General features: G+C 72.3%; 26 protein-coding genes. 18 read left to right on the forward strand and 8 right to left on the reverse strand.

The annotated features are described in order from the left end of the window. Nucleotides 1–241 precede the first annotated feature (241 nt). The 3 genes from aceE to AB0J12_RS33270 all read left to right on the forward strand — a co-directional run bounded on the left by aceE (nt 242) and on the right by AB0J12_RS33270 (nt 4,607). Nucleotides 242–2,953: a pyruvate dehydrogenase (acetyl-transferring), homodimeric type gene (aceE, locus tag AB0J12_RS33260; RefSeq protein ID WP_363268333.1), complete on the forward strand. Its 2,712-nt coding sequence runs from the start codon at nt 242–244 to the stop codon at nt 2,951–2,953. 77 nt (nt 2,954–3,030) lie between these two features. Then, complete coding sequence (locus AB0J12_RS33265) at nt 3,031–4,032, forward strand: YafY family protein (protein WP_363268334.1); 1,002 nt, start codon at nt 3,031–3,033, stop codon at nt 4,030–4,032. A gap of 56 nt (nt 4,033–4,088) precedes the next feature. Then, nucleotides 4,089–4,607, forward strand: coding sequence for a DUF4240 domain-containing protein (locus AB0J12_RS33270; RefSeq protein WP_363268400.1), 519 nt, complete (start codon nt 4,089–4,091; stop codon nt 4,605–4,607). Nucleotides 4,608–4,662: 55 nt separating this feature from the next. On the opposite strand, the gene AB0J12_RS33275 is transcribed toward AB0J12_RS33270, so the two are convergent. Continuing rightward, nucleotides 4,663–5,541 (reverse strand): peptidoglycan recognition protein, encoded by an 879-nt coding sequence (locus AB0J12_RS33275; RefSeq protein ID WP_363268335.1) that lies wholly within the window; start codon nt 5,539–5,541, stop codon nt 4,663–4,665. 200 nt (nt 5,542–5,741) lie between these two features. On the opposite strand from AB0J12_RS33275, the gene AB0J12_RS33280 reads away from it, so the two are divergent. After that, nucleotides 5,742–6,926, forward strand: coding sequence for a MarP family serine protease (locus AB0J12_RS33280; RefSeq protein WP_363268336.1), 1,185 nt, complete (start codon nt 5,742–5,744; stop codon nt 6,924–6,926). 13 nt (nt 6,927–6,939) lie between these two features. Here AB0J12_RS33280 and AB0J12_RS33285 read toward each other — a convergent pair whose 3' ends face one another. Next, on the reverse strand, nt 6,940–7,437 hold the full coding sequence (locus tag AB0J12_RS33285; protein WP_363268337.1) for a GNAT family N-acetyltransferase: 498 nt from the start codon (nt 7,435–7,437) through the stop codon (nt 6,940–6,942). 74 nt (nt 7,438–7,511) lie between these two features. On the opposite strand from AB0J12_RS33285, the gene AB0J12_RS33290 reads away from it, so the two are divergent. Together AB0J12_RS33290 and AB0J12_RS33295 are read left to right on the forward strand one after the other, a co-directional pair. Then, complete coding sequence (locus AB0J12_RS33290) at nt 7,512–8,405, forward strand: TIGR01777 family oxidoreductase (RefSeq protein ID WP_363268338.1); 894 nt, start codon at nt 7,512–7,514, stop codon at nt 8,403–8,405. Nucleotides 8,406–8,577: 172 nt separating this feature from the next. Then, nucleotides 8,578–9,951, forward strand: a complete 1,374-nt coding sequence (locus tag AB0J12_RS33295; RefSeq protein ID WP_363268339.1) for an NAD(P)/FAD-dependent oxidoreductase — start codon at nt 8,578–8,580, stop codon at nt 9,949–9,951. 116 nt (nt 9,952–10,067) lie between these two features. Here the strand turns inward: AB0J12_RS33295 and AB0J12_RS33300 are convergent, their stop codons facing one another. Then, on the reverse strand, nt 10,068–11,522 hold the full coding sequence (locus AB0J12_RS33300) for a regulator (RefSeq protein ID WP_363268340.1): 1,455 nt from the start codon (nt 11,520–11,522) through the stop codon (nt 10,068–10,070). A 231-nt stretch (nt 11,523–11,753) separates the two neighbouring features. Between AB0J12_RS33300 and lipB the strand changes: the two genes are divergently transcribed. From lipB to AB0J12_RS33320, 4 genes are all read left to right on the forward strand, one after another. Continuing rightward, nucleotides 11,754–12,551: a lipoyl(octanoyl) transferase LipB gene (lipB, locus tag AB0J12_RS33305; RefSeq protein WP_363268342.1), complete on the forward strand. Its 798-nt coding sequence runs from the start codon at nt 11,754–11,756 to the stop codon at nt 12,549–12,551. Between the two features lie 73 nt (nt 12,552–12,624). Further along, nucleotides 12,625–13,590: a lipoyl synthase gene (gene lipA, locus AB0J12_RS33310; RefSeq protein WP_363268344.1), complete on the forward strand. Its 966-nt coding sequence runs from the start codon at nt 12,625–12,627 to the stop codon at nt 13,588–13,590. A 275-nt stretch (nt 13,591–13,865) separates the two neighbouring features. Then, nucleotides 13,866–14,090: a hypothetical protein gene (locus AB0J12_RS33315; protein ID WP_363268346.1), complete on the forward strand. Its 225-nt coding sequence runs from the start codon at nt 13,866–13,868 to the stop codon at nt 14,088–14,090. Nucleotides 14,091–14,161: 71 nt separating this feature from the next. After that, nucleotides 14,162–14,860: a DUF4191 domain-containing protein gene (locus tag AB0J12_RS33320; protein WP_363268347.1), complete on the forward strand. Its 699-nt coding sequence runs from the start codon at nt 14,162–14,164 to the stop codon at nt 14,858–14,860. Nucleotides 14,861–14,979: 119 nt separating this feature from the next. On the opposite strand, the gene AB0J12_RS33325 is transcribed toward AB0J12_RS33320, so the two are convergent. Together AB0J12_RS33325 and AB0J12_RS33330 are read right to left on the reverse strand one after the other, a co-directional pair. Then, a complete protein-coding gene (locus AB0J12_RS33325; RefSeq protein ID WP_363268348.1) occupies nt 14,980–16,059 on the reverse strand; it encodes an IS630 family transposase in 1,080 nt (359 codons plus the stop codon). A gap of 250 nt (nt 16,060–16,309) precedes the next feature. Continuing rightward, entirely contained in the window at nt 16,310–16,777 is a 468-nt protein-coding gene (locus tag AB0J12_RS33330) for an RDD family protein (protein WP_363268349.1), read from the reverse strand. A 210-nt stretch (nt 16,778–16,987) separates the two neighbouring features. On the opposite strand from AB0J12_RS33330, the gene glnA reads away from it, so the two are divergent. The 4 genes from glnA (at nt 16,988) to AB0J12_RS33350 (ending at nt 20,448) form a co-directional block, all read left to right on the forward strand. Continuing rightward, nucleotides 16,988–18,397 (forward strand): type I glutamate--ammonia ligase, encoded by a 1,410-nt coding sequence (glnA, locus tag AB0J12_RS33335; RefSeq protein WP_363268350.1) that lies wholly within the window; start codon nt 16,988–16,990, stop codon nt 18,395–18,397. 125 nt (nt 18,398–18,522) lie between these two features. Further along, nucleotides 18,523–18,780 carry a hypothetical protein gene (locus AB0J12_RS33340; RefSeq protein WP_363268351.1) on the forward strand — a complete coding sequence of 86 codons (258 nt, stop codon included), beginning with the start codon at nt 18,523–18,525 and terminating at the stop codon, nt 18,778–18,780. Between the two features lie 160 nt (nt 18,781–18,940). Next, entirely contained in the window at nt 18,941–19,861 is a 921-nt protein-coding gene (gene htpX / locus AB0J12_RS33345; protein ID WP_363268352.1) for a zinc metalloprotease HtpX, read from the forward strand. A 2-nt stretch (nt 19,862–19,863) separates the two neighbouring features. Continuing rightward, the gene (locus AB0J12_RS33350; protein WP_363268353.1) at nt 19,864–20,448 is read left to right on the forward strand and encodes a hypothetical protein; all 585 of its coding nucleotides are present in this window, start codon (nt 19,864–19,866) and stop codon (nt 20,446–20,448) included. A gap of 55 nt (nt 20,449–20,503) precedes the next feature. Here AB0J12_RS33350 and AB0J12_RS33355 read toward each other — a convergent pair whose 3' ends face one another. Beyond that, nucleotides 20,504–20,779, reverse strand: a complete 276-nt coding sequence (locus AB0J12_RS33355) for a hypothetical protein (protein WP_363268354.1) — start codon at nt 20,777–20,779, stop codon at nt 20,504–20,506. 73 nt (nt 20,780–20,852) lie between these two features. Between AB0J12_RS33355 and AB0J12_RS33360 the strand changes: the two genes are divergently transcribed. Together AB0J12_RS33360 and AB0J12_RS33365 are read left to right on the forward strand one after the other, a co-directional pair. Then, a complete protein-coding gene (locus tag AB0J12_RS33360; RefSeq protein ID WP_363268355.1) occupies nt 20,853–22,499 on the forward strand; it encodes an alpha/beta fold hydrolase in 1,647 nt (548 codons plus the stop codon). Nucleotides 22,500–22,618: 119 nt separating this feature from the next. After that, complete coding sequence (locus AB0J12_RS33365; protein WP_363268401.1) at nt 22,619–23,806, forward strand: winged helix DNA-binding domain-containing protein; 1,188 nt, start codon at nt 22,619–22,621, stop codon at nt 23,804–23,806. A 134-nt stretch (nt 23,807–23,940) separates the two neighbouring features. Here the strand turns inward: AB0J12_RS33365 and AB0J12_RS33370 are convergent, their stop codons facing one another. Next, nucleotides 23,941–24,267 (reverse strand): hypothetical protein, encoded by a 327-nt coding sequence (locus AB0J12_RS33370; RefSeq protein ID WP_363268356.1) that lies wholly within the window; start codon nt 24,265–24,267, stop codon nt 23,941–23,943. A 244-nt stretch (nt 24,268–24,511) separates the two neighbouring features. Here AB0J12_RS33370 and AB0J12_RS33375 point away from each other — a divergent pair, with 244 nt between their 5' ends. Continuing rightward, nucleotides 24,512–24,871, forward strand: coding sequence for an arsenate reductase family protein (locus AB0J12_RS33375; protein WP_363268357.1), 360 nt, complete (start codon nt 24,512–24,514; stop codon nt 24,869–24,871). A 122-nt stretch (nt 24,872–24,993) separates the two neighbouring features. Continuing rightward, complete coding sequence (locus tag AB0J12_RS33380) at nt 24,994–25,704, forward strand: hypothetical protein (RefSeq protein ID WP_363268358.1); 711 nt, start codon at nt 24,994–24,996, stop codon at nt 25,702–25,704. 24 nt (nt 25,705–25,728) lie between these two features. On the opposite strand, the gene AB0J12_RS33385 is transcribed toward AB0J12_RS33380, so the two are convergent. Further along, nucleotides 25,729–26,589: an alpha/beta fold hydrolase gene (locus AB0J12_RS33385; RefSeq protein ID WP_363268359.1), complete on the reverse strand. Its 861-nt coding sequence runs from the start codon at nt 26,587–26,589 to the stop codon at nt 25,729–25,731. Between the last annotated feature and the right edge of the window lie 8 nt (nt 26,590–26,597).

The raw sequence follows: 26,597 nt of genomic DNA on the forward strand, positions 1-26,597 counted from the left end.
TCACCTGCACAAATACCCCACCCGGGCCGTCACCCCGTGCCACCGCCGGAGGCACCCCGTGCCGACTTTCTCGTGATCAAGAGGTTTTCGGCCTCAACCCTTTGATCGATCATCGATCACGGAGTTAGAGTCACCGACGGACTTCCACCGAAGTTCTCGAGCCCTGTCCTGCCAAAGACCTAGGGCACCCCCGAACCCTTCGCTGTGAGGGAACCCCCCTTCGACTGAGGAAGGCGGCGACATGACCGACCCCAACGCCATCCAGCCGAGCGAGCTCGACCAGCTCCCGGACCGTGACCCCGAGGAGACCGCCGAGTGGCAGGCCTCCCTGGACGCCGTCGCCAAGGCGGCCGGGCCGCACCGGGCCGCGTACCTGATGCGCCGCACGCTGGAGCGCGCCGAGGGCGCCGGCATCGCCCTGCCGAAGCTCCTCGAGACGGACTACGTCAACACCATCCCCACCTCCGCGGAGCCGGGCCTGCCCGGTGACCCGGAGCTGGAGGCCCGCATCACCGCCTGGAACCGCTGGAACGCGGCCGCCATGGTGACCCGCGGCAGCAAGCACGGCGTCGGCGGCCACATCGCCACCTTCGCCTCCGCGGCCTGGCTCTACGAGACCGGCTTCAACCACTTCTTCAAGGGCAAGGACTCCGGAGAGGCCGCCGGCTCCGGCGACCAGCTGTACATCCAGGGCCACGCCTCCCCCGGCATCTACGCCCGTGCCTTCCTGGACGGCCGCCTGACCGAGGCCCACCTGGACAACTTCCGCCAGGAGGCCGGCGGCAACGGCCTGCCGTCCTACCCGCACCCGCGCCGCCTGCCCTGGCTGTGGGAGTTCCCGACCGTCTCCATGGGTCTGGGTCCGCTGTCGGCGATCTACCAGGCGCGGTTCAACCGCTACCTCACCAACCGCGGCATCAAGGACGTCTCCGCCTCGCACGTCTGGGCGTTCCTCGGCGACGGCGAGATGGACGAGCCGGAGTCGACGGCGGCCCTCGCGCTCGCCGCCCGTGAGGAGCTGGACAACCTCACCTTCGTCATCAACTGCAACCTGCAGCGCCTCGACGGCCCGGTCCGCGCCAACTTCAAGATCGTGCAGGAGCTGGAGGCCCAGTTCCGCGGCGCCGGCTGGAACGTCATCAAGACGCTGTGGGGCTCCACCTGGGACGAGCTGTTCCAGCTCGACACCACCGGCGCGCTGGTACGCCGGCTGCGCGAGGTACCGGACGCGCAGATCCAGACGTACCAGACCCGCGACGCCGCCTACATCCGCGAGGACTTCTTCGGCAAGGACCCGGCGCTCGCCGAGATGGCGAAGCTGCTGAGCGACGACAAGATCCTCGACTGCTTCCACCTCTCCCGCGGTGGTCACGAGCCGCGCAAGGTGTACGCCGCGTACAAGGCCGCCGTCGAGCACAAGGGCGCGCCGACCGTGATCCTGGCCCAGACGGTCAAGGGCCACACCCTCGGCGAGGGCTTCGCGTCGAAGAACGCCAACCACCAGATGAAGAAGCTGACGGTGGACGAGTTCAAGGCGATGCGCGACCTGCTGGAGCTGCCGATCAAGGACAGCGACTTCGTCGACGGCGTGGTCCCCTACGGCCACCCGGGCGCCGACTCCCCCGAGGTCCGCTACCTGCAGGAGCGCCGCGCGGCGCTCGGCGGCCCGGCCCCGGCCCGCCGTACGCACCCGCTGCCGGCGCTGCCCGCCCCGGCCGAGAAGGCGTTCGCCGCCTTCGACAAGGGTTCCGGCTCGCAGAGCGTGGCGACCACGATGGCGTTCGTCCGCCTGGTCAAGGACCTGGTCCGGGACAAGGAGACCGGCAAGCGCTGGGTGCCGATCGTCCCCGACGAGGCGCGCACCTTCGGCATGGAGTCGCTCTTCCCGTCCCTCGGCATCTACTCGCCCAAGGGCCAGACGTACGAGCCGGTCGACCGCGACCAGCTGATGTACTACAAGGAGGCCACCAACGGCCAGATCCTCAACGAGGGGATCACCGAGGCCGGCTCGATGGCCGACTTCATCGCCGCGTCCACCGCGTACGCGACGCACGGCGAGGCGATGATCCCGTTCTACATCTTCTACTCGATGTTCGGCTGGCAGCGCACGGCCGACCAGATGTGGCAGCTCGGTGACCAGCTGGGCCGTGGCTTCCTGGTGGGCGCCACGGCGGGCCGCACCACGCTGACCGGTGAGGGCCTGCAGCACGCCGACGGCCACTCGCCGGTGATCGCCGCGACCAACCCGGCCGCGCTCAGCTACGACCCCGCGTTCGCCTACGAGATCGCGGTGATCGTGCGTGAGGGTCTGCGCCGGATGTACGGCGAGGCCAAGCCGGGCGAGGACCAGAACGTCTTCTACTACCTGACGGTCTACAACGAGCCGATGCCGCAGCCGGCGAAGCCGCAGGGCCTCGGCATCGACGAGGGCATCGTCAAGGGCCTGTACCGCTTCAACACGGCGGAGTCCGCGGGCGTCACCGTCCCGGCGAACGCCCCGCGCATCCAGCTGCTGGGCTCCGGTACGGCGATCCACTGGGCGCTCAAGGCGCAGCAGCTGCTCGCCGAGGAGTGGGGCGTGGCCGCCGACGTGTGGTCCGCGACCTCCTGGACGGAGCTGCGCCGGGACGCGCTGGAGGCCGACGCGGCGCTGCTGCGCGGCGAGGAGCGGGTGCCGTTCGTCCGTCGGGCGCTGCAGGGCGCCGAGGGTCCGGTGCTGGCCGTCTCCGACTACATGCGCCAGGTCCCGGACCAGATCGCGCAGTGGGTGGAGCAGGACTGGTCCTCGCTGGGCGCCGACGGCTTCGGTCTGTCGGACACCCGTGAGGCCGCCCGCCGCCACTTCGGCGTCGACGCCGAGTCGATCGTCGTCGCGGCGCTGGCCCAGCTCGCCGGCCGTGGCGAGGTCAAGGCGGCGTCGGTGAAGGAAGCGCGCGAGAAGTACGGCCTGTAAGTCACTCGGGTCTGAGCGAAGGGGTACGGCGTCCGCCGTGCCCCTTCGCTGTCGGTGGGCCCCGGCATGATGGCCGTATGCGTGCCGCCCGGTTGATCAAGATGGTGCTCCTGCTGCAGTCCCGGCCCTCGATGACCGCCGCCGAGCTGGCGCGGGAGCTGGAGGTGTCGGAGCGGACCGTCACGCGGGACGCGCAGGCGCTGAGCGAGGCGGGCGTCCCGGTGTACGCGGACCGGGGCCGGGCGGGCGGCTACCGGCTGATCGGCGGGTACCGCACCCGGCTGACGGGGCTGGCCCGCGGCGAGGCGGAGGCGCTGTTCCTGTCGGGGGTGCCGGGGGCGCTCAGGGAGATGGGCCTGGAGGACGCCGCCTCCGCCGCCCGGCTGAAGGTCTCCGCAGCGCTGCTGCCGTCGCTGCGGGACGCCTCCCGTACGGCGGCGCAGCGCTTCCATCTGGACGCGCCGGCCTGGTTCCGGGAGCCGGAGACACCTCGGCTGCTGCCGGCGGTCGCGGAGGCGGTGTGGGACGACCGCCGGGTCACGGCGCGCTACCGGCGGGGCGAGCGCGAGGTGGAGCGGGTGCTGGAGCCGTACGGCCTGGTGCTTAAGGCCGGGGTCTGGTACCTGTGCGCGCGGGTCGCGGAGGGCGGGGCCTACCGCACGTACCGTATCGACCGGTTCTCCGCCGTCGCGACCGGTGAGGACCGCTTCGTGCGGGACGAGGACTTCGACCTGCCCGGCTTCTGGGCGGAGCACTCCGAGCGGTTCGCCCGCTCGCTGCTGCGCACCGAGGTCGTCGTACGGCTGTCCCCCGAGGGCGTGCGCACCCTTCGGTGGGCCGTGGACACGCTGTCCGCGCGGGAGGCGCTGGCGGCGGCCGGGGAACCGGACGGCGAGGGCTGGGTGACGGTGACGCTGCCGGTGGAGTCCGAGGAGGTCGCGCACACCCAGTTGAGGGCGCTCGGGCCGGAAGCGGAGGTGCTGGCCCCGGCGGCCCTGCGCGCGCGGTTCGCCGGGGACGCGGCACGGCTGGCGCGGCTGTACGGCGGCGCGGATGAGGCGGCGAGCGCCCGGCCGTGACGAACCGGCGCACTCCGCGTGCGCCCCCGTCCCCGACGCAGGATGCTGGACCCGTGATGGACGAGACGGAGTTCTGGGAGCTGATCGACGCCACTCGTGAGGCCGCCGAGGGCGACCCGGAGGAACAGGCGGACCTGCTCGTCGACCGGCTGCTCCGGCAGGACCCCGAAGCGGTGCTCGACTTCGCCCGTCACTTCGAGGTCCGCTACAACCGCGCCTACCGCTGGGACCTGTGGGGCGCGGCCTGGGTGCTGCTGGACGGGGCCAGCGACGACGCCTTCGACTTCTTCCGCTGCTGGCTGATCGGCCAGGGCCGGGAGGTGTTCGAGGGCGCCCTGCACGATCCGGACGCGCTCGCGGACCTGCTGGACGCCTTCGACGAGGAGATCGACGGCGACGGCGAGGAGCTGGGCTACGCCGCCGACGAGGCCTACGAACAGCTCACCGGCACGGTCGCCCCCGACCTGGGCATCCCGCCGGCCCCGTCGGAACCGGAGGGTACACCGGTCGACTTCGAGGACGAGGGCGCGCTGGCGGAGCGCTATCCGAAGCTGTGGTACCGCTTCCGGGAGTGAGCCGGCTCCGCCCGCGCGGGCGGTCCGTCCGGCGGCGTCCTTGGGCCGGGCTCCCTCAGCGGGGCGGCCGGCCTTGCAGGGCGGCGGCCCGCTGCCGTATCTCCGGCAGGCGGGCGATCAGGGCTGCGCCCGGGCAGGTGGTCTCGTAGGCGTCGCGGTGGGCGGCGACCGCCGGAAGCGCGGTGGTGGCCCCGCGCGGGAAGCGGCTGCCGCTGTTGGTGGAGGTGAGGCGGGCGGTGCCGCGCGGGTCGACGTCGGCCGGGCCGAGCTTCCAGGCGACCAGGGCGGCGATCGCGTCGGCCATGGCGCGCGGCACCGGCGTGCCCCCGGTGAAGGTGCCGATGGCGGCGATGCCGGCGGTGCGGTGGTTGAAGCCCTGGGTGTGGGCGCCGGTGACCGGGCGGTCGACGCCGCCCGCGCGGCCCTCGTAGATGGTGCCGCAGCGGTCGACGAGGAAGTTGTAGCCGATGTCGTCCCAGTCGCGGCCGCCGGTCTGGCCGGTGTAGACGTCCCGGATGATGCGGGGCGTGTCGGCGCAGTCGTAGGCGCTCGGGGTGTCGGTGTGGTGGACGAAGACGGCGACGATCTCGTCGTCGTAGCGCGGGGGCGGCTGGCTGGGCCGGACGCCGGGGCCGAGCCAGGCGGTGCGGGGCACGATCCGCGGCGGGGGCGCGGTGTGCGGCGCGGGGCGGGCGGCGAGCGGCCGGGCGGCGGGACGGGGGGCGTCGGCGGCACGCTCGACACCGTTCGCGCACAGCACCAGGGCGACGGCGGCGGCCAGGCCTGGCAGGCAGGCGGCCGCGGCGAGGGCGGGGCCGGGTATCCGGGGGCGGGCACGGCCGGCTGCCCGGGGTGAACGCGGGGAGACGCGGGCGGCTGCCCGGTCGCCGCCGCGGGCCCGGGCGGCTTCGCGCGCTCTTCGCACGACACGCATGTGTCCCACTGTGGGCGCGCCGCGCCCGGTCCGCGATGTGTGGTGTGCCACCCGGTGGAACCATCGTCCCGGTCCGGGGCGTTTCCCGGGATACCGAGGCGGTGACGGGTTCGGTGGACGGCTGATCATCCGGCCCCTGGCGCGCGTACCCAGGGGTGCCCCCGGCCCGCACGTCCGGAGGACGAGAGAAAGGCGGCTTCGTGGACCTGCTCGACATCGTGCTGCTGCTGGTGATCCTGGCGTACGCGGGCTCCGGCTACCGGCGCGGGCTGGTGGCCGGGTGCGTCTCGCTCGCCGGGTTCGTGGGCGGCGCGGCGATCGGCGTGTGGGTCCTGCCGTGGGCGATGCGCCTCGTGTCGCCGGGGACGACCGCGGCGACGGTCGTGGCGGTGTGCACGGTGCTGGTGCCGGCCGTGGTGGGGCACGAGCTGGCGGGGCGGCTCGCGCTGCGGCTGCGGCGGGAGCTGGACCGGGGCCCGCTCAGGGTGGCCGACGGCGTCGGCGGGGCGGCGGCCAACGCGCTCGCCGTGCTGCTGGTGGCGTGGGTCGCCGCGAGCGTGCTCGGCGCGTCCTCCACTCCCGTCGTGACGAGCGCGATACGGGACTCGCGGCTGCTCGGCGCGGTGCAGGACGCGATGCCCGACACCACGCCGGCGTGGTTCTCGCGGGCCACGTCCGCGCTCACCGAGGCGGGCTTCCCGCAGGTGTTCAACCCGTTCGAGAACGAGTCGACGGCCGAGGTGCCCCGGCCCACCGGGGACAGCGTCACGGCGGCCGCCACGAACGCGGCCGAGCTGAGCACGGTGAAGATCGAGGGCGCCGCGGGCACCCAGGGCCGCGAGGGCAGCGGCTTCGTGTACGCGCCCCGGCATGTGATGACCAACGCCCACGTGGTGGCGGGCATCGACCGCCCGGGTGTGCGGGTGGGTGGCGCCGGCCGGACCTACGACGCGCGGGTGGTGCTGTTCGATCCCGACCGGGACGTGGCGGTGCTGTACGTGCCGGACCTGAAGGCGCCCGTGCTGCGCTTCGACGACGGCGCCCGGCGCGGCGACCGGGCGGTGGTGGCCGGCTATCCGCAGGACGGCGACCTGAACCTGCAGGCCGCGACGGTCGCGGGCCGGGTGCGCGCGACCGGCCAGAACATCTACAACGACGCCACAGTGACCCGCGAGATCTACTCCATCCGCTCGACGGTGCGCCCGGGCAACTCCGGCGGCCCGCTGCTGACCACCGACGGCCGGGTGTTCGGCGTGGTCTTCGCCCGCTCCACCTCGGACGACGAGACGGGCTACGTCCTGACGACGGCCGAGGTGGCCGAGGACGCCCGGCAGGGGAAGAACGCCACGGAGGCGGTGGACACGGGCGACCTCGTCACGTCGTGACCGCGGGGGTGCGTCAGAGGAGCCGCTTGCCCATCATCACGTCGTCGACGTAGACGCCGTCCAGGAAGAACTCCTCCGGCTGCAGGCCCTCGACGACGAAGCCCTCCGACTCGTACAGGGCGCGTGCCCCGGTGTTGTGCCCGAGGACGCGCAGGGTGATCCGCCGGAAGCCCTGGCCGCGGGCCTGAGCCACGGCCGCCCGCAGCAGGGCCCGCCCGACGCCCTTGCCGCGGGCCTCCTCGGCGACGGCGAGGCCGCGGATGTAGCGCACGTGCGCGTTCGAGGGCAGCGGGGTGGGCGTGCCGAGGCGGACGTATCCGACGACGCTGCCGTCGATCTCGGCGACCAGGTGGGCTTCGGGCCCGGCGTCCTTCGGGAAGAAGGGCGCGTCCGGCGCGGGCGGCCCCGCGACGGAGTGCAGGAAGGACCACACGGCGCGGTCGAGCCGGCGCAGTGCGTCCTCGTCCTCGGCTCGGGCGGTACGTATGAACGACGGGTTCGGCTCGGACATGCCGGTCACCCTACGTCGGACAGCACACGCGTCTCACCGCGATTTTCGCGCGGGCGCCGGAGAGGATGTGGGTCATGCACCCTGCACGCATCGCGGTGGCCGGCGCGTCCGGCCTCATCGGCAGCGCCCTGGCCCGTTCCCTGACCGCGGAGGGGCACCGGGTGGTACGCCTGGTGCGCCGCGACCCGGCCGGCCCGGACGAGGTCCGCTGGGACCCCGAGCGCTCGTCGGTGGACAGCGCGGGGCTCGAGGGCTGCGACGCCGTGGTCAACCTCGCCGGGGCCGGGATCGGCGACCGGCGCTGGAGCGCGGCGTACAAGGCGCGGATCCGCTCCAGCCGGGTGCAGGGCACCCGCACGCTGGCGCGGGCGCTGGCGTCCCTGGACACGCCGCCGCGGGTGTTCGTGAACGGCAGCGCGATCGGCATCTACGGCGACACGGGCGAGCAGGCGGTGGACGAGGACGCGCCGCCCGGCACCGGCTTCCTGCCCGAGCTGTGCGTGGAGTGGGAGGCGGCCACGGAACCGGCGCGCGCGGCCGGGGTGCGGACGGTGCTGCCGCGGACCGGCCTGGTCGTGTCGCGGTCGGGCGGGGCGTGGGGCCGTCTCTTCCCGCTGTTCCGGGCGGGACTCGGCGGCAGGCTGGGGGACGGCCGGCAGTACTGGTCGTACATCGCGCTGCACGACGAGGTGGCCGCGATCCGCCATCTGATGGACCGCACGGACCTGTCGGGCCCCGTCAACCTCACCGCCCCGCAGCCGCTGACCAACGGTGAGATCACCGAGGCCATGGCCCGCGTCCTGCACCGCCCGGCCTCGCTGCCGGTCCCGGCCGCGGCGCTGCGCCTGGCCCTCGGTGAGATGGCGGGTGACGTCCTGGGCAGCCAACGGGTGCTTCCCACGCGCCTGCTGCGGTCGGGCTTCACGTTCGCCTTCCCGGGCATCGAGGACGCGATCCGAGCGGCGTGAGACAGAACCGGGGACGGATGTGACCGTATGCGACCGGCGTGCGCCCGTGCCCTGTCCATGCGCGACTGTCCCTGACCGATCACCGCCCTACCCTCGACCCGAACTCGGGTATCCGGGACGCCCGTTGGGGGCATGACGTCTCCACCGGCCGCGCAACCTCGAGGAGGGGCACGTGCTTGAGCCCGCGTACCAGGCAGACGTCGTCGTCGTGGGAGCCGGGGTTGCCGGACTCTCGGCAGCGCATCGGCTGACCAGCGCAGGAATCACCACCGCGGTACTGGAGGCCGCCCCCTGCGTGGGCGGCCGCATGGCGACGGAGAAGGTCGACGGCTTCCGGCTCGACCGCGTCGGCCAGCTGCTGTCCACCGCGTATCCCGAACTACGTCTGACCCCGGGACTGGGCGCACTGGCCGTGCGCCCCTTCGCCCCCGGCGTCCTGCTGCACAGCGACGGCCGGCATCATCACGCGGGCGCCGCCGCGGCCGGCCGGGGCGCATGGAGCACTGGGGGCGCACGCGGCGCACTTCACGTAGTGCGCGCTCTGGCCAGTGCGCCCCGCACGGCCGCCGCGCCCCGGGCACGCGCGAGCGCCCCGCTGGGCACGCCGGTCGACCAGGCCCGTCTGGTCCCGGCCTTGACCCGGCTGGCCAACCTGCCGATCGACGAGGTCCTCGCCCGCCCGGAGACGCAGGCCGGCCGGTCCCTCACCGCGCGCGGCCTGCCCGCCCGCACCGTCGAGGGCTTCCTGCGCCCTCTGCTGGCCGCCCTGCTGTGCGACCCGGAGCTGACCACGTCCAGCCGCTGCGCCGACCTGGCGCTGCGCGCGTTCGCCGCGGGCCGGCTGTGCCTGCCGGAGGGCGGCGCGGACGTCCTGCCGGAGCTGCTGGCCCGCACCCTGCCGCCGGGCACCGTGCACACGGGCGTCCGCGCCACGTCGGTCGCCACGACCTCCGTGACGACCGCGGAACACGGTGTCTTCCGCTGCCGGGCGGTCCTGGTCGCCACGGACGCCCGCACCGCCGCCGAGCTGCTGCCGGGGCTGCGGGTGCCGGACTTCCACCCGGTGACGGTCGTCCACCACACGACGGACGACCCGCCGCGCACGGGCGCCTCCCTGCTGCTGGACGCCGACCGCGGCGGCCCGGTCGCCCATACGGCGGTGATCAGCCGCGTCGACCCGACCCGCGCTCCTGCGGGCCGCGCCCTGATCTCCTCCACGGTCCTCGGCACCCCGCCCCCGGACGTGGACACCGCCGTCCGCCTCCATCTGGCCCGCCTCTACGGCGTGTCGACGGCCCGCTGGGAGACCCTGGCCGTCCACCACACGCCCGACGCGGTCCCGGCGATGCGCCCCCCGCACGACCTGCGCAAACCGGTACGCCTGCTGGCGGGGCTCTACGTCTGCGGCGACCACCGCGACACGAGCACGGTCCAGGGAGCCCTGCATTCGGCCCACCGAGCAACCACGGCACTCCTGACCGACCTGGGCCTCACCGGCTCCCTCCACCGAGCAGACCCCGCCTCCACGATGGGGAGGGCTGCGTAGCGGGGCACCTGAACGAGGCTGGTCGTGGCCGGCCGCGGGTGCGTGCCCGCGAGCCGGCTCAGGGGCGCGGGGAACTGCGCGACCAGCCACGATGCGCCCGCAGACGCGCACACCCCCTAAGCCAGGGCAGCAACCCGCTCCCGGTACCCCCGGACAGCCGCGGCATCGCGATACGGCTCCAACCGCCGCTCGAAGTCCCGCACATACTCCACCGCCCGCACGGACCGCATCTCCGCGGCCGCCCCCGCCGCCTCGGCCCCCAGCCGGCACGCCTGCTCCAGCTCACCCAGCCCCAGCCGCGCCGACGCCAGCACCACCGTGCAGAACAACCGGCTGCGCGCGTACCCGCTCCCCCGCAGCAGCAACGACCGCTCCGCATGCTGCGCCGCCGCCCGGAACTGCTGCAGATCCCGGTGACAGTGCCCGAACTCGTCCGCCAGCTGCGCCTCGTCGAAGAACCGCGCCCAGTGCGGCACCTCGTCCCCGCCCCGCGCCGCCTCCAGCGCCCGCTCGGCCCGCACCAGGGACGCGGTACAGGACCGCACCTCCCCCAGCACCCCGTGCCCGCGCGCCTCCGCCGCGTGCAGCAGCGCCTGCACCACCGGCGGCACCCCGGTCCCCACTCCCTGCTGCGCCACCCGCGCCAGCTGCACGGCCTCCCGTCCGTGCCCGAGGTACACGGCCTGCCGGCTCATCGTCACCAGCACATAGGCCCCGTACGCCCGTTCCCCCGCCGCCTGGGCGAGCCGCAGCGCCTGCACGAAGTACCGCTGCGCGAGCCCGTGCGCCGCGATGTCGTACGACGTCCACCCCGCCAGCCGGGTCAGATCGGCCGCCGCGGCGAACAGCCGGCGCCCGGTCTGCTCCCCGTACACCCCGCGCAGCATCGGCTCGCACTCGTGCTCCAGGTACCGCACCAGCGCCTGCCGGGCGTGCCCGCCCCCGTAGGTGTCGTCCAGCGTGCGGAACAACTCGGCGACGGACCGCAGCGCCGCGATGTCCCCGGCGGAGACCCGCACGGCGGGCGGCCGCTCGGCCCGCCCCCGCTGCTGCGGCACCACAGACCGCCCCTGAACCACCGACCGTCCCTGAACCGGCACCCGCACCGGCGGCTCACCGCGCGCGACCTTGTCGTCGGACCGCCCGATCAGCCAGTCCCGGCTGGGCACCACGAGTCCCGCCGGCGTGAAGGCGATCTTCCGCAGCTCGGCGTGGTTACCGGAGTCCTTGCGCCACAGGCCGCTGACGATGTCGATCGCCTCGTCGGGGGTCGCGGCGAATTCCAGCCCGGCGTACACGGGGGCGCACGCGTCGAGGCCCAGATCCTGGGCGGTGAGCCGCCGCCCGAGCCGCCGGGTGAACACCTCGGCGATCAGGGCGGGGGTCGCCCCGCGCGGCTGCTGCCCCCGCAGCCACCGCGTCACGGACGTCTTGTCGTATCTGAGGTCCAGCCCGTGTTCGAGCCCGAGCTGGTCCACGCGACGGGCGAGACCCGCGTTGGAGAACCCCGCTTCTGCGATGAGCGCGGCGAGCTGTCGGTTGGGAGTGCGCTGCGCGGGTCGTTCCGTCATCTGCGGTGCGGTCTCCTGCCTTCCAGGCCTGCGAGGTGCCGGATTGCCTGTGAGCAGCCCTTATGGCCTCTTGGACGGCGCGAATGTAGCGGAGCGTAAGCAGGCGATCGCACACTTCCCCACCCATTCATCCGATCGTGTGAGGATTGCCCGCAGGGCTGACGCGTCCGAGGCAGTCGTACAGTGGCGTGGGCGCGTTTCATGCCTTACGACTTCGAGGAGGCGCTTGCCGTGAGTGAGCTGCGGTTCGTCCGCATGGGATTCGGCGCGGATGCCGTCGAGTACCAGGAGGCGTGGGACGAGCAGCGCCGGGTGCACGCGGCGCGATTCGCGGACGAGATCGAGGACACGGTCCTGCTGCTGGAGCACCCTCCGGTCTACACGGCGGGCCGGCGCACGGAGGACAGTGAGCGCCCCCTGGACGGCACGCCGGTGATCGACGTGGACCGCGGCGGCAAGATCACCTGGCACGGCCCGGGTCAGCTGGTGGGCTACCCGATCCAGAAGCTGCCCCGCCCGGTGGACGTGGTCGCCCACCTGCGCCGTCTGGAGGAAGCAATGATCCGGGTGTGCGCCGAGTTCGGCGTCGAGACCTCGCGCGTCGAGGGCCGGGCCGGTGTCTGGGTGCTGGGCGACCTTGTCGAGGAGCGCCCCGCCCTCGGTGGGCTGACGCTCGACTTCGATCCGCGGAGCACCGACCCGGAGTTCGACCCCCGTCTGAACGGCCCCGAGTACGCCCCTTCGAACGCGGGACAGCGTCGCGAGGACCGCAAGATCTGCGCCATGGGGGTCCGCGTCGCCAAGGGCGTCACCATGCACGGCTTCGCCCTGAACGTGAACCCGGACACCTCCAACTTCGACAAGATCATTCCCTGCGGCATCCGCGACGCGGGCGTGACGTCGCTCTCGTACGAACTCGGCCGCGAGGTCACCATCGACGAGGTGCTGCCCGTCGCCGAGCGGCACCTGAAGGACGTACTGGAGAACGCGGACCTCAAGCCGCGCCCGGTCGAGCCGTCTGTGGCCTGACGGGGCACCGGACATGCAAATCCACGGGCGTACCCTTGAGGGCGCCGAAGAATCAATCGCTAGGGAGCCGGTCGTGTCCGCAGTCGCACCCGACGGACGCAAGATGCTGCGCCTGGAGGTCCGCAACAGCCAGACCCCCATCGAGCGCAAGCCCGAGTGGATCAAGACCCGGGCGAAAATGGGTCCCGAGTACTCGAAGATGCAGAACCTCGTGAAGAGCGAGGGCCTGCACACGGTCTGCCAGGAAGCCGGCTGCCCGAACATCTACGAGTGCTGGGAGGACCGCGAGGCGACCTTCCTCATCGGCGGCGACCAGTGCACCCGGCGCTGTGACTTCTGCCAGATCGACACCGGCAAGCCCGAGGCGCTCGACCGCGACGAGCCGCGCCGCGTCGGCGAGTCCGTCGTCACGATGGACCTGAACTACGCCACGATCACCGGCGTCGCCCGCGACGACCTGGAGGACGGCGGCGCCTGGCTGTACGCCGAGACCGTGCGCCAGATCCACCAGCAGACCGCGGAGCGCGAGGGCGGCCGCACCAAGGTCGAGCTGCTGGCCCCCGACTTCAACGCCGTCCCGGAGCAGCTGGCGGAGGTCTTCGCCTCCCGCCCCGAGGTCTTCGCGCACAACGTCGAGACGGTCCCGCGGATCTTCAAGCGCATCCGCCCCGGCTTCCGCTACGAGCGCTCGCTGAAGGTCATCACCGAGGCCCGCGACTTCGGCCTGGTCACCAAGTCCAACCTGATCCTCGGCATGGGCGAGACCCGCGAGGAGGTCAGCGAGGCGCTCAAGCAGCTGCACGACGCGGGCTGCGAGCTGGTCACCATCACGCAGTACCTGCGTCCCTCCGTCCGGCACCACCCGGTGGAGCGCTGGGTGAAGCCGCACGAGTTCGTGGAGCTGAAGGAGGAGGCCGAGCAGATCGGTTTCTCCGGCGTGATGTCCGGCCCGCTGGTCCGCTCCTCCTACCGCGCCGGCCGCCTGTACCAGATGGCCATCGAGAAGCGTGGGGAGTTCATCGCCGCACAGGCGGTGTGATCGCCAGGCGGTGTGATCGCCAGGCGATGTAGCGCCGACGGCGCGAGAGCCAACCGTGTGAACTCACGCACAAGTTACTACTGGCCAGTAGTGACCGATTTTGCGCGGCCCCGACCGTCCTCGCTGATGAGGACGTGCGTCGGGGCCGCGTCGTCGTTCGCACGTCCCGCTCCAGGGTTTCATCCGCGTTTGACCGGTCGGTCACGCCCTGGTAACACCAAACAGTGACTCTTGTATCACGCCCCGTACACCCATCCCGAGGGGGGACCTCGACGATGCAGGCCGCGCCCGTCAACGACGTCATGCCGCACAGCACCCGCGCCACCCCCATCCCGTCCTTCACCGACGCGCTGCGCGCCGTGGAGTCGCTGCTGATGAGCAGCGGCCAGCGCACCGCCCGGCGCAACGCCTGGACCTCCGTCCTGGAGGACCGCCGCCGCGCCAAGGACCGGGTCGAGGCCGAGCGCGTCCTGCGGCAGACGCCCACCGCCCACCCCTGACCGGCCCCGCGCCGCGGGTCGCCGGGCACTGCCGTACGTAGCCGCTCCCGGGGCCACGTAGACTTCGTGGCATGGCGAGGAAGGAAAACGCAGCGGACGCTGCGAACGCAGGGCGACTGAAGCAGATCGCCCTCACGTACAAGATGACCCGTCGGGCCGACAAGACGATCGGTCTGGTACTCGCGGCTGTCGGCATCATCACCTTCGGTGTCTTCCTCGCGATCGGTTTCCTGATCGGTCACCCCATCTATCTCGGCATCCTGGGCGTGCTGCTCGCCTTCCTGGCGTCGGCGATCGTCTTCGGCCGCCGCGCCGAGCGGGCCGCCTTCGGGCAGATGGAGGGCCAGCCCGGCGCAGCGGCGGCGGTCCTGGACAACGTCGGCCGGGGCTGGACGACGACCCCCGCGGTGGCGATGAACCGCAACCAGGACGTGGTGCACCGCGCGGTCGGCAAGGCCGGCATCGTGCTGGTGGCCGAGGGCAACCCGAACCGGGTGAAGACGCTGCTGGCCGCGGAGAAGAAGAAGATGAACCGCATCGTGGCGGACGTTCCGGTGCACGACGTGATCGTGGGCGCCGGCGAGGGCCAGGTGGAGCTGAAGAAGCTGCGCACCACCATGCTGAAGTTCCCGCGCGTGCTCACCGGCCCGCAGGTGACCGCGACCAACGACCGACTGCGCGCCCTGGGCGACCTCATGAGCAACATGCCGCTGCCCAAGGGCCCGATGCCGAAGGGCATGAAGCTCCCGAAGGGCGGCAAGGGCCGCTGAGCCCCTGGATACGACGGAAGGGGGCGCCCGGGTGATCCCGGGCGCCCCCTTCCGTCGTGTCGCCCGAGTGGGCGTATCGCCTCCGGTCGTGTCGCCTGTGGTCGTATCGCCTCTGTGGGCTAGTGACCTGAGTCGGAGATTCGTCGGCAGTAGGCGGCGACTTTGTCGAGGATCTCGTCGGCGGTCTTCGTCCAGATGAACGGCCTGGGGTTTTCGTTCCAGTCGGCGAGCCAGTTGCGGATGTCCCGTTCCAGGGCTTGGACGGAGCGGTGGACGCCTCGCTTGAGCTTCTTCTGCGTGAGCTCGGCGAACCACCGCTCCACCAGGTTCAGCCAGGACGAACTCGTCGGTGTGAAGTGGAGATGGAACCGCGGGTGCGCCGGTAGCCACTGCTTGACCGCGGGCGTCTTGTGAGTGACGTAGTTGTCCAGGATCAGATGGACATCGAGGTCGGCGGGGACCTCCTTGTCGAGCTTCGTCAGGAACTTCTTGAACTCGACGGCTCGGTGGCGCCGGTGCAGGGAGCCGATGACCTTGCCGGTGGCGACTTCGAGTGCGGCGAACAGGGTGGTGGTGCCGGCGCGGACGTAGTCGTGGCTGCGGCGTTCGGGAACGCCGGGCACCATCGGCAGCACGGGCTGGGACCGGTCGAGTGCCTGGATCTGGGACTTCTCGTCCACACACAGGACCAGGGCCTTCTCCGGCGGGTCGAGATACAGGCCCACCACGTCGCGGACCTTGTCGATGAACAGCGGGTCCGTGGACAGCGACCGGTGCGGCGCGAGTGCGAACGCCCGCCAGATCCGCGAGATCGCGGACTGCGACATGCCCGTGGCCGCAGCCATCGACCTCGTCGACCAGTGGGTCGCGTTCTTCGGCTTCTCCTCCAGCGTCTTGACGATGACCCGCTCGACGTCCGCGTCGGTGATCTTCCGCGGGACACCGGGCCGCGGCTCGTCGGACAGGCCGTCCAGGCCCCGTTCGAGGAAACGCCGCCGCCAGGTGCGGACCGTGTCCGGAGTGACCCGCAGCCGGCGCGAAACCTCCATGATCGAGTGCCCGTCGGCGCACTCCAGCACGATCCGCGACCGCTGGGCCAGCGCCTGAGCCGTCGTGCGGCGACGCACCCAGCCCTCCAGCACGGCCCGCTGGGCATCGGTCACCGACAACGGCGGAATCTTCGGACCCGGACGACTCATACCGAACCAACGACGAATCTCCGACTCAGGTCACTAGGCCCTGTCGTTTGGATCAGGCCGGCTGTGAGATGCGGCGCCTTTCGGCCGACCCGAGCGGGGGTCTGGTGCGTGCAGCTGCAAGGCGGAGGAGGGCGCCAACGCGGTGGGGGTCCCCCCTGCTCTAGGAGCTCGGGGGAGTTGGCAACCGACGACAACGCCGCAGATGGGCGTGCCAGACCCCGCGACGCCGGGATGATCCAAACGAGAGGGCCTAGATCCGCACCTCGACCGTCCTGGCCAGCCGGTCGTGCAGGCCGCGGCCGTCGCGGTCCCAGACCAGGGCCGGGATCGCCAGGCACAGCAGCACCGAGCGCACCAGGGCGCGCAGCGGGTTGACCGTGCCGGTCTCCAGCGCGACGACGCGGATGCCGAACAGGCGCTTGCCGGGGGTGAAGCCGATCGTGCCGACGGTCAGGACGCTCAGGGCGAAGAAGACCAGCAGAGCCCAGTTGCTGGTGGCCGGCGAGTAGCCGTCGGTGATGAGACCGTATGCGATCAGCACACTCAGGCCCCAGTCCACGGCGAGGGCGCCGAGCCGCCGGCCGGGCCGGGCGATCGAGTTCGGTCCGCTCTCCGGCAGACCGAGCTGTTCGCCCCGGTAACCGAAGTCGGCACCCGCGTCCTCCATGGCCGCGCGGGGCCCGGACAGCCACGATCCGATTGCTTGCCTGTTGTCCACCCGTACACGGTACTGCGCCCGTATATGACCGGAGCACGGCGGGGTGTGTCGGGGCTAGCCTGGTAGCGGAGCCGGTTAACTTCGGCGAAACAAATGGGTCACGCCCGAGAAATCACCCATCCCTAGGGTCGAGTGGAGCGTGTGCCACCGCACTGGCCGCACGACCGATCAACCACCCCCGGCGAGGCGGTCGGGAGTAGGAGGAGCTGGATGTTCCAGAACGCCGACGAGGCCAAGAAGTTCATCGCGGACGAGGACGTCAAGTTCATCGACGTCCGCTTCTGCGACCTGCCGGGCGTCATGCAGCACTTCTCGCTGCCCGTCGAGGCGTTCGACCCCGACGAGGAGCTGGCGTTCGACGGGTCGTCGATCCGCGGCTTCCAGGCCATCCACGAGTCCGACATGGCGCTGCGCGCCGACCTGTCGACCGCGCGGGTGGACCCCTTCCGTCGCGACAAGACCCTCAACATCAACTTCTTCATCCACGACCCGATCACGGGCGAGCAGTACTCCCGTGACCCGCGCAACGTGGCGAAGAAGGCCGAGGCGTACCTGGCGTCGACCGGTATCGCCGACACGGCGTACTTCGGTCCCGAGGCCGAGTTCTACGTCTTCGACAGCGTGCGCTTCAAGACGTCGGAGAACGAGTCCTTCTACCACATCGACTCCGAGGCCGGCGCCTGGAACACCGGTGCGCTCGAGGACAACCGCGGCTACAAGGTCCGCTACAAGGGCGGTTACTTCCCGGTCCCGCCGGTCGACCACTTCGCCGACCTGCGCGCCGAGATCTCCCTGGAGCTGGCCAAGGCCGGCCTGCAGGTCGAGCGCCAGCACCACGAGGTGGGCACCGCCGGCCAGGCGGAGATCAACTACAAGTTCAACACGCTGCTCGCGGCCGCGGACGACCTGCAGCTGTTCAAGTACATCGTGAAGAACGTCGCCTGGCGCAACGGCAAGACGGCGACCTTCATGCCGAAGCCGATCTTCGGTGACAACGGCTCGGGCATGCACGTGCACCAGTCGCTGTGGAGCAACGGCGACCCGCTGTTCTACGACGAGGCCGGCTACGCGGGCCTGTCGGACACCGCCCGCTACTACATCGGCGGCATCCTCAAGCACGCCCCGTCGCTGCTGGCCTTCACCAACCCGACGGTGAACTCCTACCACCGCCTGGTGCCGGGCTTCGAGGCGCCGATCAACCTGGTGTACTCGCAGCGCAACCGCTCCGCCGCGATGCGTATCCCGATCACGGGTTCCAACCCGAAGGCCAAGCGCGTCGAGTTCCGCGCCCCGGACTCCTCCGGCAACCCGTACCTGGCCTTCTCGGCCCTGCTGCTCGCGGGTCTGGACGGCATCAAGAACAAGATCGAGCCGGCCGAGCCGATCGACAAGGACCTCTACGAGCTGGCTCCCGAGGAGCACGCGAACGTGGCCCAGGTCCCGACCTCCCTCCCGGCCGTTCTCGACTCGCTCGAGGCCGACCACGAGTTCCTCCTCCAGGGCGATGTGTTCACGCCGGACCTGATCGAGACGTGGATCGACTTCAAGCGCACGAGCGAGATCGCCCCGCTCCAGCTCCGCCCGCACCCGCACGAGTTCGAGCTCTACTTCGACGTGTGATCGGCCCCCGCCGAGCGATCGGCGGATGAGAGCGTCCGGCGCCCCCGTCTCCCCCTCCCGGGAGGCGGGGGCGCCGTTGTCTGTACGATGCGGGCAAGGACATGACACACGGGGGGTGTTTTCCCATGCCCGAACTCGACGATTTCGACCGGGAGTTCGATCACCGCTGGGCGCGTGCGGCCGAGCACAAGGAACCCTCGGCCCGCGCCCGCATGCTGGCCGCGCGCTGGAAGGACAACCCACCGGAGCCGGTCCCCTTCCGCGCCGACCCGGACCCGGTACGCCCCCGCCGCTCGTCGTGGTCGTCGACGGCGATCGTCTTCACCTGCGTCGTCGCGGTGATCGTCCTCCTGGGGTGGGTACAGCTGCGGTCGTCGTACTGAGGCGCGGTGGAGGCGAGTACCGCGGGCCGGGCCAGGGGCCGCTCGCCTCCAGCCGGGCCAGGGACCTTTTGCCTGCGCTGGAGCCGATCGGGATCCCTTCATGGGTGGGCGGGGTGCACACTGGCAGGGGGGCGAGTGCCTTACTGCGGGGTGATGCGAGATGCAGAGCCGCTTTGCCGGTGATCGGCGGCTGACCGTGCGGATGTCGGTCACGCTGTTCCTGCTCGGGCTGCTGTACGTGGGGTTCGTGGCGGCGCTGATCGTGCTGCTGAGGTCGTGGGTGCTGGTCGTCGTCCTGGTCGGGACGATGTTCGTGGCGCAGTTCTGGTTCTCCGACAAGATCGCCATGTTCGCGATGCGCGGGCGGGTGGTGGAGCGGGAGGAGTATCCCGAGCTGCACGCGGTCGTCGACCGGCTGTGCGCGATCGCCGACATGCCCAAGCCGGTGATCGCCGTGTCCGAGATGGACATGCCGAACGCGTTCGCCACCGGCCGCAATCCCGACCATGCCGTGGTCTGTGTGACCACGGGGCTGCTGCGACGGCTGGAGCCGGCCGAGCTGGAGGGTGTGCTGGCCCACGAGCTGTCGCACGTGGCGCACAAGGACGTCGCCGTGATCACGATCGCGTCCTTCCTCGGGGTGCTCGCCGGTCTGATCGTGCGGTTCGCCTTCTACTCGCAGATCTTCAGCAGCGGCCGCCGGGACCAGAACACCGCCGCCGTCTTCGCCGCCGTGATCGGCGTCGCCGCGGCCGTGTACGCGATCAGCTTCCTGCTCATCCGGGCCCTGTCCCGCTACCGGGAGCTGGCCGCCGACCGCGCGGCCGCGCTGCTGACCGGCCGGCCCTCGGCGCTGGCGTCCGCGCTGACGAAGGTCTCCGGCGACATCGCCCGCATCCCGACGAAGGACCTGCGCACCGCCCAGGCCTTCAACGCCTTCTACTTCACCCCGGCGACCGGCTCCGAGCCCGGCATCGAGCGGTACTTCTCCACCCACCCCACGCTGCAGCAGCGGCTGGAGCTGCTGGGCCGGATCTCCGTCGAGCTGGGTGAGGCACAGGCGCCCGGGAAGACGGGCTGAGCATGGGCCTGCTGGACATCCTGCTCGGCCGTACGAAACCGGTCGCGCCCGATCTGGACCAGCTCTTCGCGCTGCCGTCGGCGGCGGTGACGCTCGAGGCGGCGGCCGGTTTCAGGCCGACCGGCCGGGGCGCGGTGTGTTTCGCGACCGTGGAGGGCTCGGCGTTCGAGCAGACGCACCGGGAGGTGCAGGCGCTGCTGGACGCCGACGCCGACCGCAGCGGGCCGCCCGTGCGGCTGACGCAGGACGGCTACGGCTACTCCTGGCTGGTCTCCCACCGCTCCCCCGACGAGCTGCCCCAGCTCGTCAACGATCTGCACGCGGTGAACAGCTCCATGGAGGTCAACGGCTTCGGCCCGCAGCTGCTGTGCTCCCTGGCCGGCTTCCGCGACGACCGCGACCGCCGGCTGGCGCTGGTGTACCTGTACAAGCGGGGCACGTTCTACCCCTTCGCGCCGCTGGCCGGGCCGGCCGAGCGGCGCGACAACGCGCTGGAGCTGCAGATCAAGGCGGCCCTCGCGAACGATCTGCGCATCGAGCAGGATCTGGGGCGCTGGTTCCCGGTGTGGGGCGCCCCCGGCCTGTGACACACGGGGGCGCCCCGGCACGGGACGCGGACGGGTCGCTTACTTGGCGGATCGCTTACTTGGCGCGTTCCTGGCGGCGGGCCTCGAAGGGGCGTTCGCGGCGGTAGCGGCGCTCCCACTTGGCCTGCTGGTCCCGGCGGGCCCGGTACGCCCGGTAGGTGGCGGGCGCGGAGCCCGGGGACGCCGGGGGCGTCCCGTTCGACGCCGAGGTCGTGCCCCGCCCGGAGCGCGCGTACACGCAGAGCAGGGCGACGGCGGCGAGCCACCAGACAGGGTCGGTGAAGCCCAGGACCACCAGGACCGCGGTCGCGGCCATGACGATGGTGCCCATACGTGAAGGGTAGGGAGAGCGGCGAAAGGGACGCATCCGCTTTTTGCGCGGGTGCAGTTGGGGGTGTGAGTGAATGGGGCGCATGACCGAGTCCCTGTCTCCCTTCACACTCGACATCGACGGTGAACGCCTCAGCGGGGTGTACGGCGGAGCCGGCGACGGCCCGGCCGTGGTCCTGCTGCACGGCGCCGGCGCCGGCAGCAAGGAGCGGCTGCTGCCGCTGGCCGGTGAGTTCACCGCGCGTGGCTGCCGCGTGCTGGCCTTCGACTTCTCCGGGCACGGCGACAGCACCGGCCTGCTGCGGCGGTCTAGCCTGCGGCGCCGCTTCGAGCAGGCCGTCGCGGTGATCGACGCCTGCGCACCGGACGGGCCGCTGGTCCTGGTCGGATTCAGCATGAGCGGGCAGACCGTGGCCGACCTGGTCGCGTACTACTCGCAGCGGGTCGCCGCGATCGGGCTGTGCGCACCCGCCGTGTACGCGCCCGTGGCGTGGGAGCTGCCCTTCGGCAACGGCGACGGACGCTTCAGCACGATCCTGCGTACGCCGGACAGCTGGCGTGCCTCCCGCGCGCTGGACGCGCTGCGCGTCTACGACGGCCGGGCGGTGCTCGCCGTGCCCGGCACGGACGCGGTGATCCCGCCGGCCGTGACGGAGGCCGTGCAGGACGCGCTCACCGCCCGCGCCCAGTACACGCGCTTCGACCTGCCCGCGGCCGACCACCAGGTCGGGACGTGGCTGCGGGACCACGCCGAGGACCGGCGGGCGTTCGTGAGCGCGGTCCTCACCGGGCCGGACGACCGCGGGTGGACGGCCACGCGCGCGTGGGTCGCCAAGCAGCTGTCCCAGGGGCGCACGGTCACCGGTACGCGCGTGCTGCGGGGCGGGTGGAGTTCGCAGATGCGCCGCCTGACCCTGGACGACGGCGGCGCGCTGGTGCTGCGCAGCTTCGTCAAGCCCTTCTACCGGCGGCACGCCCGGGGCCTGCTGGCCCGCGAGGCGTCGGTGCTCGCGCTGCTCGCCGGTGAGGACGGCATCCCGGTGGCCGAGCCGGTCGCCGTGGACGCGGGCGCCGAGCACTGCGACCATCCGTCCCTGCTGATGACGTCGCTGCCGGGAAGGGTGCGTGTCGACGAGAGCGGCGAGGAGGAGCTGGACCGGCGCCTGGACCTGCTGGCGGCCCAGCTGGTGCGCATCCACCGGGTGGTGCCGGCGGAGCGGCCGCGCCGGTACGAGGCGTGCGCCTCCGCCGAGCGGGTGCGCACCGCGCCGGGCGCGCTGTGGGAGCGGGCGGTGGACGTGCTGCGCCGCGAGCCGCCGCCGTACGACGGCTGCTTTCTGCACCGGGACTTCCGTCCCGGGAACGTGCTGTTCAGCGGGTCGGGCGCGGACCTGCGGATCAGCGGGGTGGTCGACTGGGTGGAGACGTCGTGGGGCCCGGCCGATCTCGACGTCGCGCACTGCTCCACGGCCCTCGCCCTGCTGCACGGACCGGAACACGGGCTCGCCTTCCGGCAGCGGTACGACGCCCACGGCGGGCGCCGGCTCGCCGGCGGGCCGGACCACTTGTACTGGCGGCTGCTGGACGCCCTGGCCTACGCCCCGGACGCGGCGCGGCTCGCGGGCCCGTGGCGGGAGTTGGGCCGCACGGATCTGACGCCCGAGGTGCTGGGCGAGCGGCTGGAGGCGTACGTCGAGGGGCTGCTCGAGCGCTACGGCTGACGGACGGCCGCGTCGGGGGCCGGGCCAGGGGGCCGTGTCCGGGGACCGCGTCCGGGGGCCGTTGTCAGTGGGGTCCTGGAAGATGGCGTCAGGCACCCGTGGGGACGGACGGAGGCGGCATGGGCGGGCAGGTACGGCACATCGGCGTGGCGGAGCGGCGGGCACGGCTGGCCGTACGGCACCGGCTGGCACCCCAGGCGCGGGCGGCGACGCCGAAGGAGGTGGCGGACGCGCTGGTCGCGCTGCACGGCACGGACCCGGCGACGGTGTACCTGGCGGTGGGCGCGCGGCTGGCGGATCCGGCGGAGACGATCGTCCAGACCGAGCGGGCGCTGTACGAGGACCGTTCGCTGGTGCGGATGCACGGCATGCGGCACACCGTGTTCGTGTTCCCCACGGAGCTGACGGCCGTGGTGCACGCCTCGACCGGTCTGGCGGTGGCCGCGCGGGAGCGGGCAAAGCTGCTGAAGGACATGGCCGGGGCGGGCGCCCCGGACGCGGCCTGGCTGAAGGAGGTCGAGGACTCGGCCCTGGCGGCGCTGGCCCGGCGCGGGCAGGCCACGGCGGCCGAACTGGCCAAGGACGAACCGCGGCTGAGAGAGCAGTTCGTCTACGCGGCCGGCAAGAGCTACGAGGGCGTGCACACGGTCTCCTCGCGTCTGCTGCGCGTCCTCGGCGTGGAGGGCAAGGTGGTCCGCGGCCGCCCGCTCGGCTTCTGGACGTCGAGCCAGTTCCGCTGGGCTCCGGCCCCCGCGCATCCCGAGCTCGACGCCGCCGGCGCCCAGGCGGAGCTGCTGCGCCGCTGGCTGGCGGCGTGCGGCCCGGCCACGGAGGCCGACCTGAAGTGGTGGACGGGCTGGCGGGTGACGGAGGTGCGGCGGGCGCTCACCGCGATCGGGGCGCGGGAGGTGGCCGTCGACGAGGGCACGGGCTACGTCGTCGAGGACGACGAGGAGCCGGGCGCCGAGGGCGCGGCGCAGCCGTGGGCGGCCCTGCTGCCGGGGCTGGACCCGACGGCGATGGGCTGGCAGCAGCGGGACTGGTGCCTGGCTCCCGCGCTGCGCCCGGCGCTGTTCGACCGCAGCGGCAACGTCGGGCCGACGGTGTGGTGGGACGGCCGGGTGGTGGGCGGCTGGGCGCAGCGGCCGGACGGGGAGATCGTGTGGCGGCTGCTGGAGAAGGACGGCGTGGGCCGCGAGGCCGAGGCGGCGATCGCGGCGGAGGCGGAGCGGCTGCGGGGCTGGGTGGGGACGACCCGGGTGACGCCGAGGTTCCGCACGCCGCTGGAGCGTGAGTTGGCCGGCTGACCCCCGGGGACGGCCCCCCGGCCCGCACCAGGCACCGCCACGCGCACGGTCTGGGCACCGCCACGCCCATGCTCCGGCCGGGACCGGGCACCGCCACGGGGACGGCACCCGGCGTCGGTCACCGGCTCACCGGCTCACCGGCAGTAGCGCATGAGCGCGCGCACCATGTGGCACGTCGTGTCGGACGGCGGGTGGATGCCGATCTCCTCCGCCGCGCTCCGTATCGTCTCGTTGCGGGCCTGGCCCGGCACATAGACGCCGGAGTCGAGCAGGGCGATGGCCAGGCGCATGGCCTTCAGGCGCCGGTTGTGCGTGATGTACCACTCGCGCGGACGGCCCGGCGGCAGCGGACGCTTCGCCGTCGGCGCGTACGGCGAGTCGAACAGCACGGGGTGGCTCGCGGTGGACTGGGTCGGCAGCGGCTTGCGGGACGGCTTGGGGTGGAGTGCGGCAGCGGGCACAGGCATCCTCCTGTCGCGGTCAGGGAGTCTCCGGAGGCCCCGGCGTCTTCCCTCGAACACTACGTCAATTCTACTGTCCGGCACTGACAATCGGGGATCCGTGAGGGCTGCCAAACACCCAGGTGGACAAGGGATTTGCCGCTGCGTCACGCACGCTTCGGAAGAGGCTGATGAGACACCGTGAATTCGAACAGGACTCCCCCGGAACCGGAGCCTCCACCACCCGGCCGGTAGCGTGAGCGGCATGGAAATCTGGATCAACCCGGCCTGCTCCAAGTGCCGCAGCGCCATCAGCCTGCTCGACGCCGAGGGCGCCGACTACACCGTCCGCCGCTACCTCGAGGAGGTACCGAGCGAGGACGAGATCAGGGACGTACTGGAGCGGCTGCAGCTGGAGCCGTGGGACATCACCCGCACCGGGGAGGCCGAGGCGAAGGAACTGGGTCTGAAGGACTGGCCGAAGGACGACTCCGCCCGGGATCGCTGGATCACGGCCCTGGCCGAGCATCCGAAGCTCATCCAGCGCCCCATCATCACGGCCGACGACGGCACGGCGGTGGTGGGCCGCACGGAGGAGGCCGTACGGGACGCACTGTCCCGATGAGGCGGCGGGTCGAAGTCGGGTGTGACGCAGGCCACTTCGACGTCTGCCGTGACCGCTGAGTAACTCCGTTCGGTATCTCGTACATAGCGGCGTACGCTCCCCTACCTCTTCAGGAGGCGCGCATGTCGCGCAGGAGAACGCTCAGTACGAAGAAGAAGCTCGCGCTGCTGGTCACTGCCGCGGCGGTGGCCGGCGGTGGCGCCTTCGCCATGGCGAGCACCTCGAACGCCTCCCCACCGCCGCGGACCCTGTCCGCCGACTCGGGGGTATGCCAGGGGCTCGCCACCGCGCTCGGCAACAACCAGAAGTTCATCGACGGCCAGCGGGCCGCCCCCGACGCCCAGTCGGAGGCGCGGATCGCCAACCGCCAGGCGGTCATCGAGGAGATCAAACGCAAGCAGGCGGCGTCCGGATGCGCGGTCGGGGAGTCGGCTCAGGACTCCCAAGCCGGGCAGAACGGACAGCAGTCGGGACAGCAGGGCCAGGCGGCCCAACAAGGCCAGGGTGGCGGACAGCAGATGGGGCAGCAGTCCGCGCCGCCCTCGCAGGCCGCCGGGGCGGGAAACGACGCTGCGGCCGCCTCCGGTCAGCAGGTGTGCAAGGGCTCGACGGTCACCCTCTCCGGCGAGGGCGGCGCCCCGGCCGCGTCCAGCAACCAGTTCCCGGCCGGCACGAAGCTCAAGGTGACCAACCTGGACAACAACAAGACCACGACGGTCCAGGTCACCTCGGTCTCGGGCAGCTGTGTCCTGCTGAACAACGCGGCCTTCGAACAGGTCCGCGAGCCCGGCAAGTTCCTGATCCGCCGGGCGCTGATCGAGAAGGTGGGGTGAGGCCCGTAGAGCTGGTCCGTCGCTTCAGTCGCTCAGAAACCCGCTGAGGCGGCGGCCCAGGTCCGGGGGCGCGGCGTGCGGCAGCGCGTGGTGGGAGACGTCCGGTACGACCTCCACGTCCGCCCGCGGCAGCAGCGCCCCCGCCCTGGCCGCCACCTCGTGCGGGTCGTGGGTCCTGCTGTTCGCGGCCACGAGCAGCAGGACCGGCACGTCCAGACCCCGCAGCGCCTGGGACGTCGGGCGGGGGCCGGTGACCGGCTTGACGGAGGGAAAGCCGGTGGCGGCCTCCTGCAACCGCAGCCAGTCGGCGTCCAGCCGCGCCCCCGCCGTCTCCCACTCCAGGAAGGCCCGGGTGCGACGGGGAGCGGGCCGCAGCAGCATCGGCAGCGCGTGCAGCAGGTACGCCGCCTTGAACCCGGCGAAGCACTGGGTCGGGTCCAGGAGGAACAGGCGGCGCACCCGGCCGGGCGAGCGCAACGCGAAGTGGACGGCGATCCAGGCGCCGTAGGAGTGCCCGCCGAGGTCGGTCACGGGGCCGGCGCCGAGGCCGTCCAGCAGCACCTGGAGCCAGTCGCACAGGTCGGCGGCCGTGCGGGGGCGGCGGTCGGCGGGCACCTCGCTGCGGCCCGGGGCGCCGGGCAGGTCGACGGCGTAGACGCGCCGGGTGCGGGCCAGTTCGGCGGCCTGGGCGTACCAGGAGGCCGAGGTCGCGCCCCCGCCGCCGGGCAGGAGCAGCAGCGGGGGCGCGTCGCGCGGCCCGCAGAGGTTGACGTACGCCGTGCCGTACGGGGTGGGCACGAGGACCGTCTCCCGCTCGGCGGGCCACTTCCCCATGACCTTGTCGTACGCCGCCCGGAAACCGTCCGCATCGAACCGGCCGCTCATCGCCGCAC

It is taken from the genome of Streptomyces sp. NPDC049915, from assembly GCF_040656475.1.
Taxonomy (GTDB): Bacteria; Actinomycetota; Actinomycetes; order Streptomycetales; family Streptomycetaceae; genus Streptomyces.

Coding starts and splice junctions, on each gene's coding strand:
- glnA (WP_363268350.1), top strand. CDS start 16,988: ATGTTCCAGAACGCCGACGAGGCCAAGAAGTTCATCGCGGACGAGGAC.
- AB0J12_RS33375 (WP_363268357.1), top strand. CDS start 24,512: ATGGAAATCTGGATCAACCCGGCCTGCTCCAAGTGCCGCAGCGCCATC.
- AB0J12_RS33290 (WP_363268338.1), top strand. CDS start 7,512: ATGCACCCTGCACGCATCGCGGTGGCCGGCGCGTCCGGCCTCATCGGC.
- AB0J12_RS33315 (WP_363268346.1), top strand. CDS start 13,866: ATGCAGGCCGCGCCCGTCAACGACGTCATGCCGCACAGCACCCGCGCC.
- AB0J12_RS33300 (WP_363268340.1), bottom strand. CDS start 11,522: ATGACGGAACGACCCGCGCAGCGCACTCCCAACCGACAGCTCGCCGCG.
- AB0J12_RS33325 (WP_363268348.1), bottom strand. CDS start 16,059: ATGAGTCGTCCGGGTCCGAAGATTCCGCCGTTGTCGGTGACCGATGCC.
- AB0J12_RS33350 (WP_363268353.1), top strand. CDS start 19,864: ATGGGCCTGCTGGACATCCTGCTCGGCCGTACGAAACCGGTCGCGCCC.
- AB0J12_RS33320 (WP_363268347.1), top strand. CDS start 14,162: ATGGCGAGGAAGGAAAACGCAGCGGACGCTGCGAACGCAGGGCGACTG.
- AB0J12_RS33285 (WP_363268337.1), bottom strand. CDS start 7,437: ATGTCCGAGCCGAACCCGTCGTTCATACGTACCGCCCGAGCCGAGGAC.
- AB0J12_RS33355 (WP_363268354.1), bottom strand. CDS start 20,779: ATGGGCACCATCGTCATGGCCGCGACCGCGGTCCTGGTGGTCCTGGGC.
- AB0J12_RS33270 (WP_363268400.1), top strand. CDS start 4,089: ATGGACGAGACGGAGTTCTGGGAGCTGATCGACGCCACTCGTGAGGCC.
- htpX (WP_363268352.1), top strand. CDS start 18,941: ATGCAGAGCCGCTTTGCCGGTGATCGGCGGCTGACCGTGCGGATGTCG.
- AB0J12_RS33340 (WP_363268351.1), top strand. CDS start 18,523: ATGCCCGAACTCGACGATTTCGACCGGGAGTTCGATCACCGCTGGGCG.
- AB0J12_RS33275 (WP_363268335.1), bottom strand. CDS start 5,541: ATGCGTGTCGTGCGAAGAGCGCGCGAAGCCGCCCGGGCCCGCGGCGGC.
- AB0J12_RS33365 (WP_363268401.1), top strand. CDS start 22,619: ATGGGCGGGCAGGTACGGCACATCGGCGTGGCGGAGCGGCGGGCACGG.
- AB0J12_RS33360 (WP_363268355.1), top strand. CDS start 20,853: ATGGGGCGCATGACCGAGTCCCTGTCTCCCTTCACACTCGACATCGAC.
- AB0J12_RS33385 (WP_363268359.1), bottom strand. CDS start 26,589: ATGAGCGGCCGGTTCGATGCGGACGGTTTCCGGGCGGCGTACGACAAG.
- aceE (WP_363268333.1), top strand. CDS start 242: ATGACCGACCCCAACGCCATCCAGCCGAGCGAGCTCGACCAGCTCCCG.
- AB0J12_RS33265 (WP_363268334.1), top strand. CDS start 3,031: ATGCGTGCCGCCCGGTTGATCAAGATGGTGCTCCTGCTGCAGTCCCGG.
- AB0J12_RS33380 (WP_363268358.1), top strand. CDS start 24,994: ATGTCGCGCAGGAGAACGCTCAGTACGAAGAAGAAGCTCGCGCTGCTG.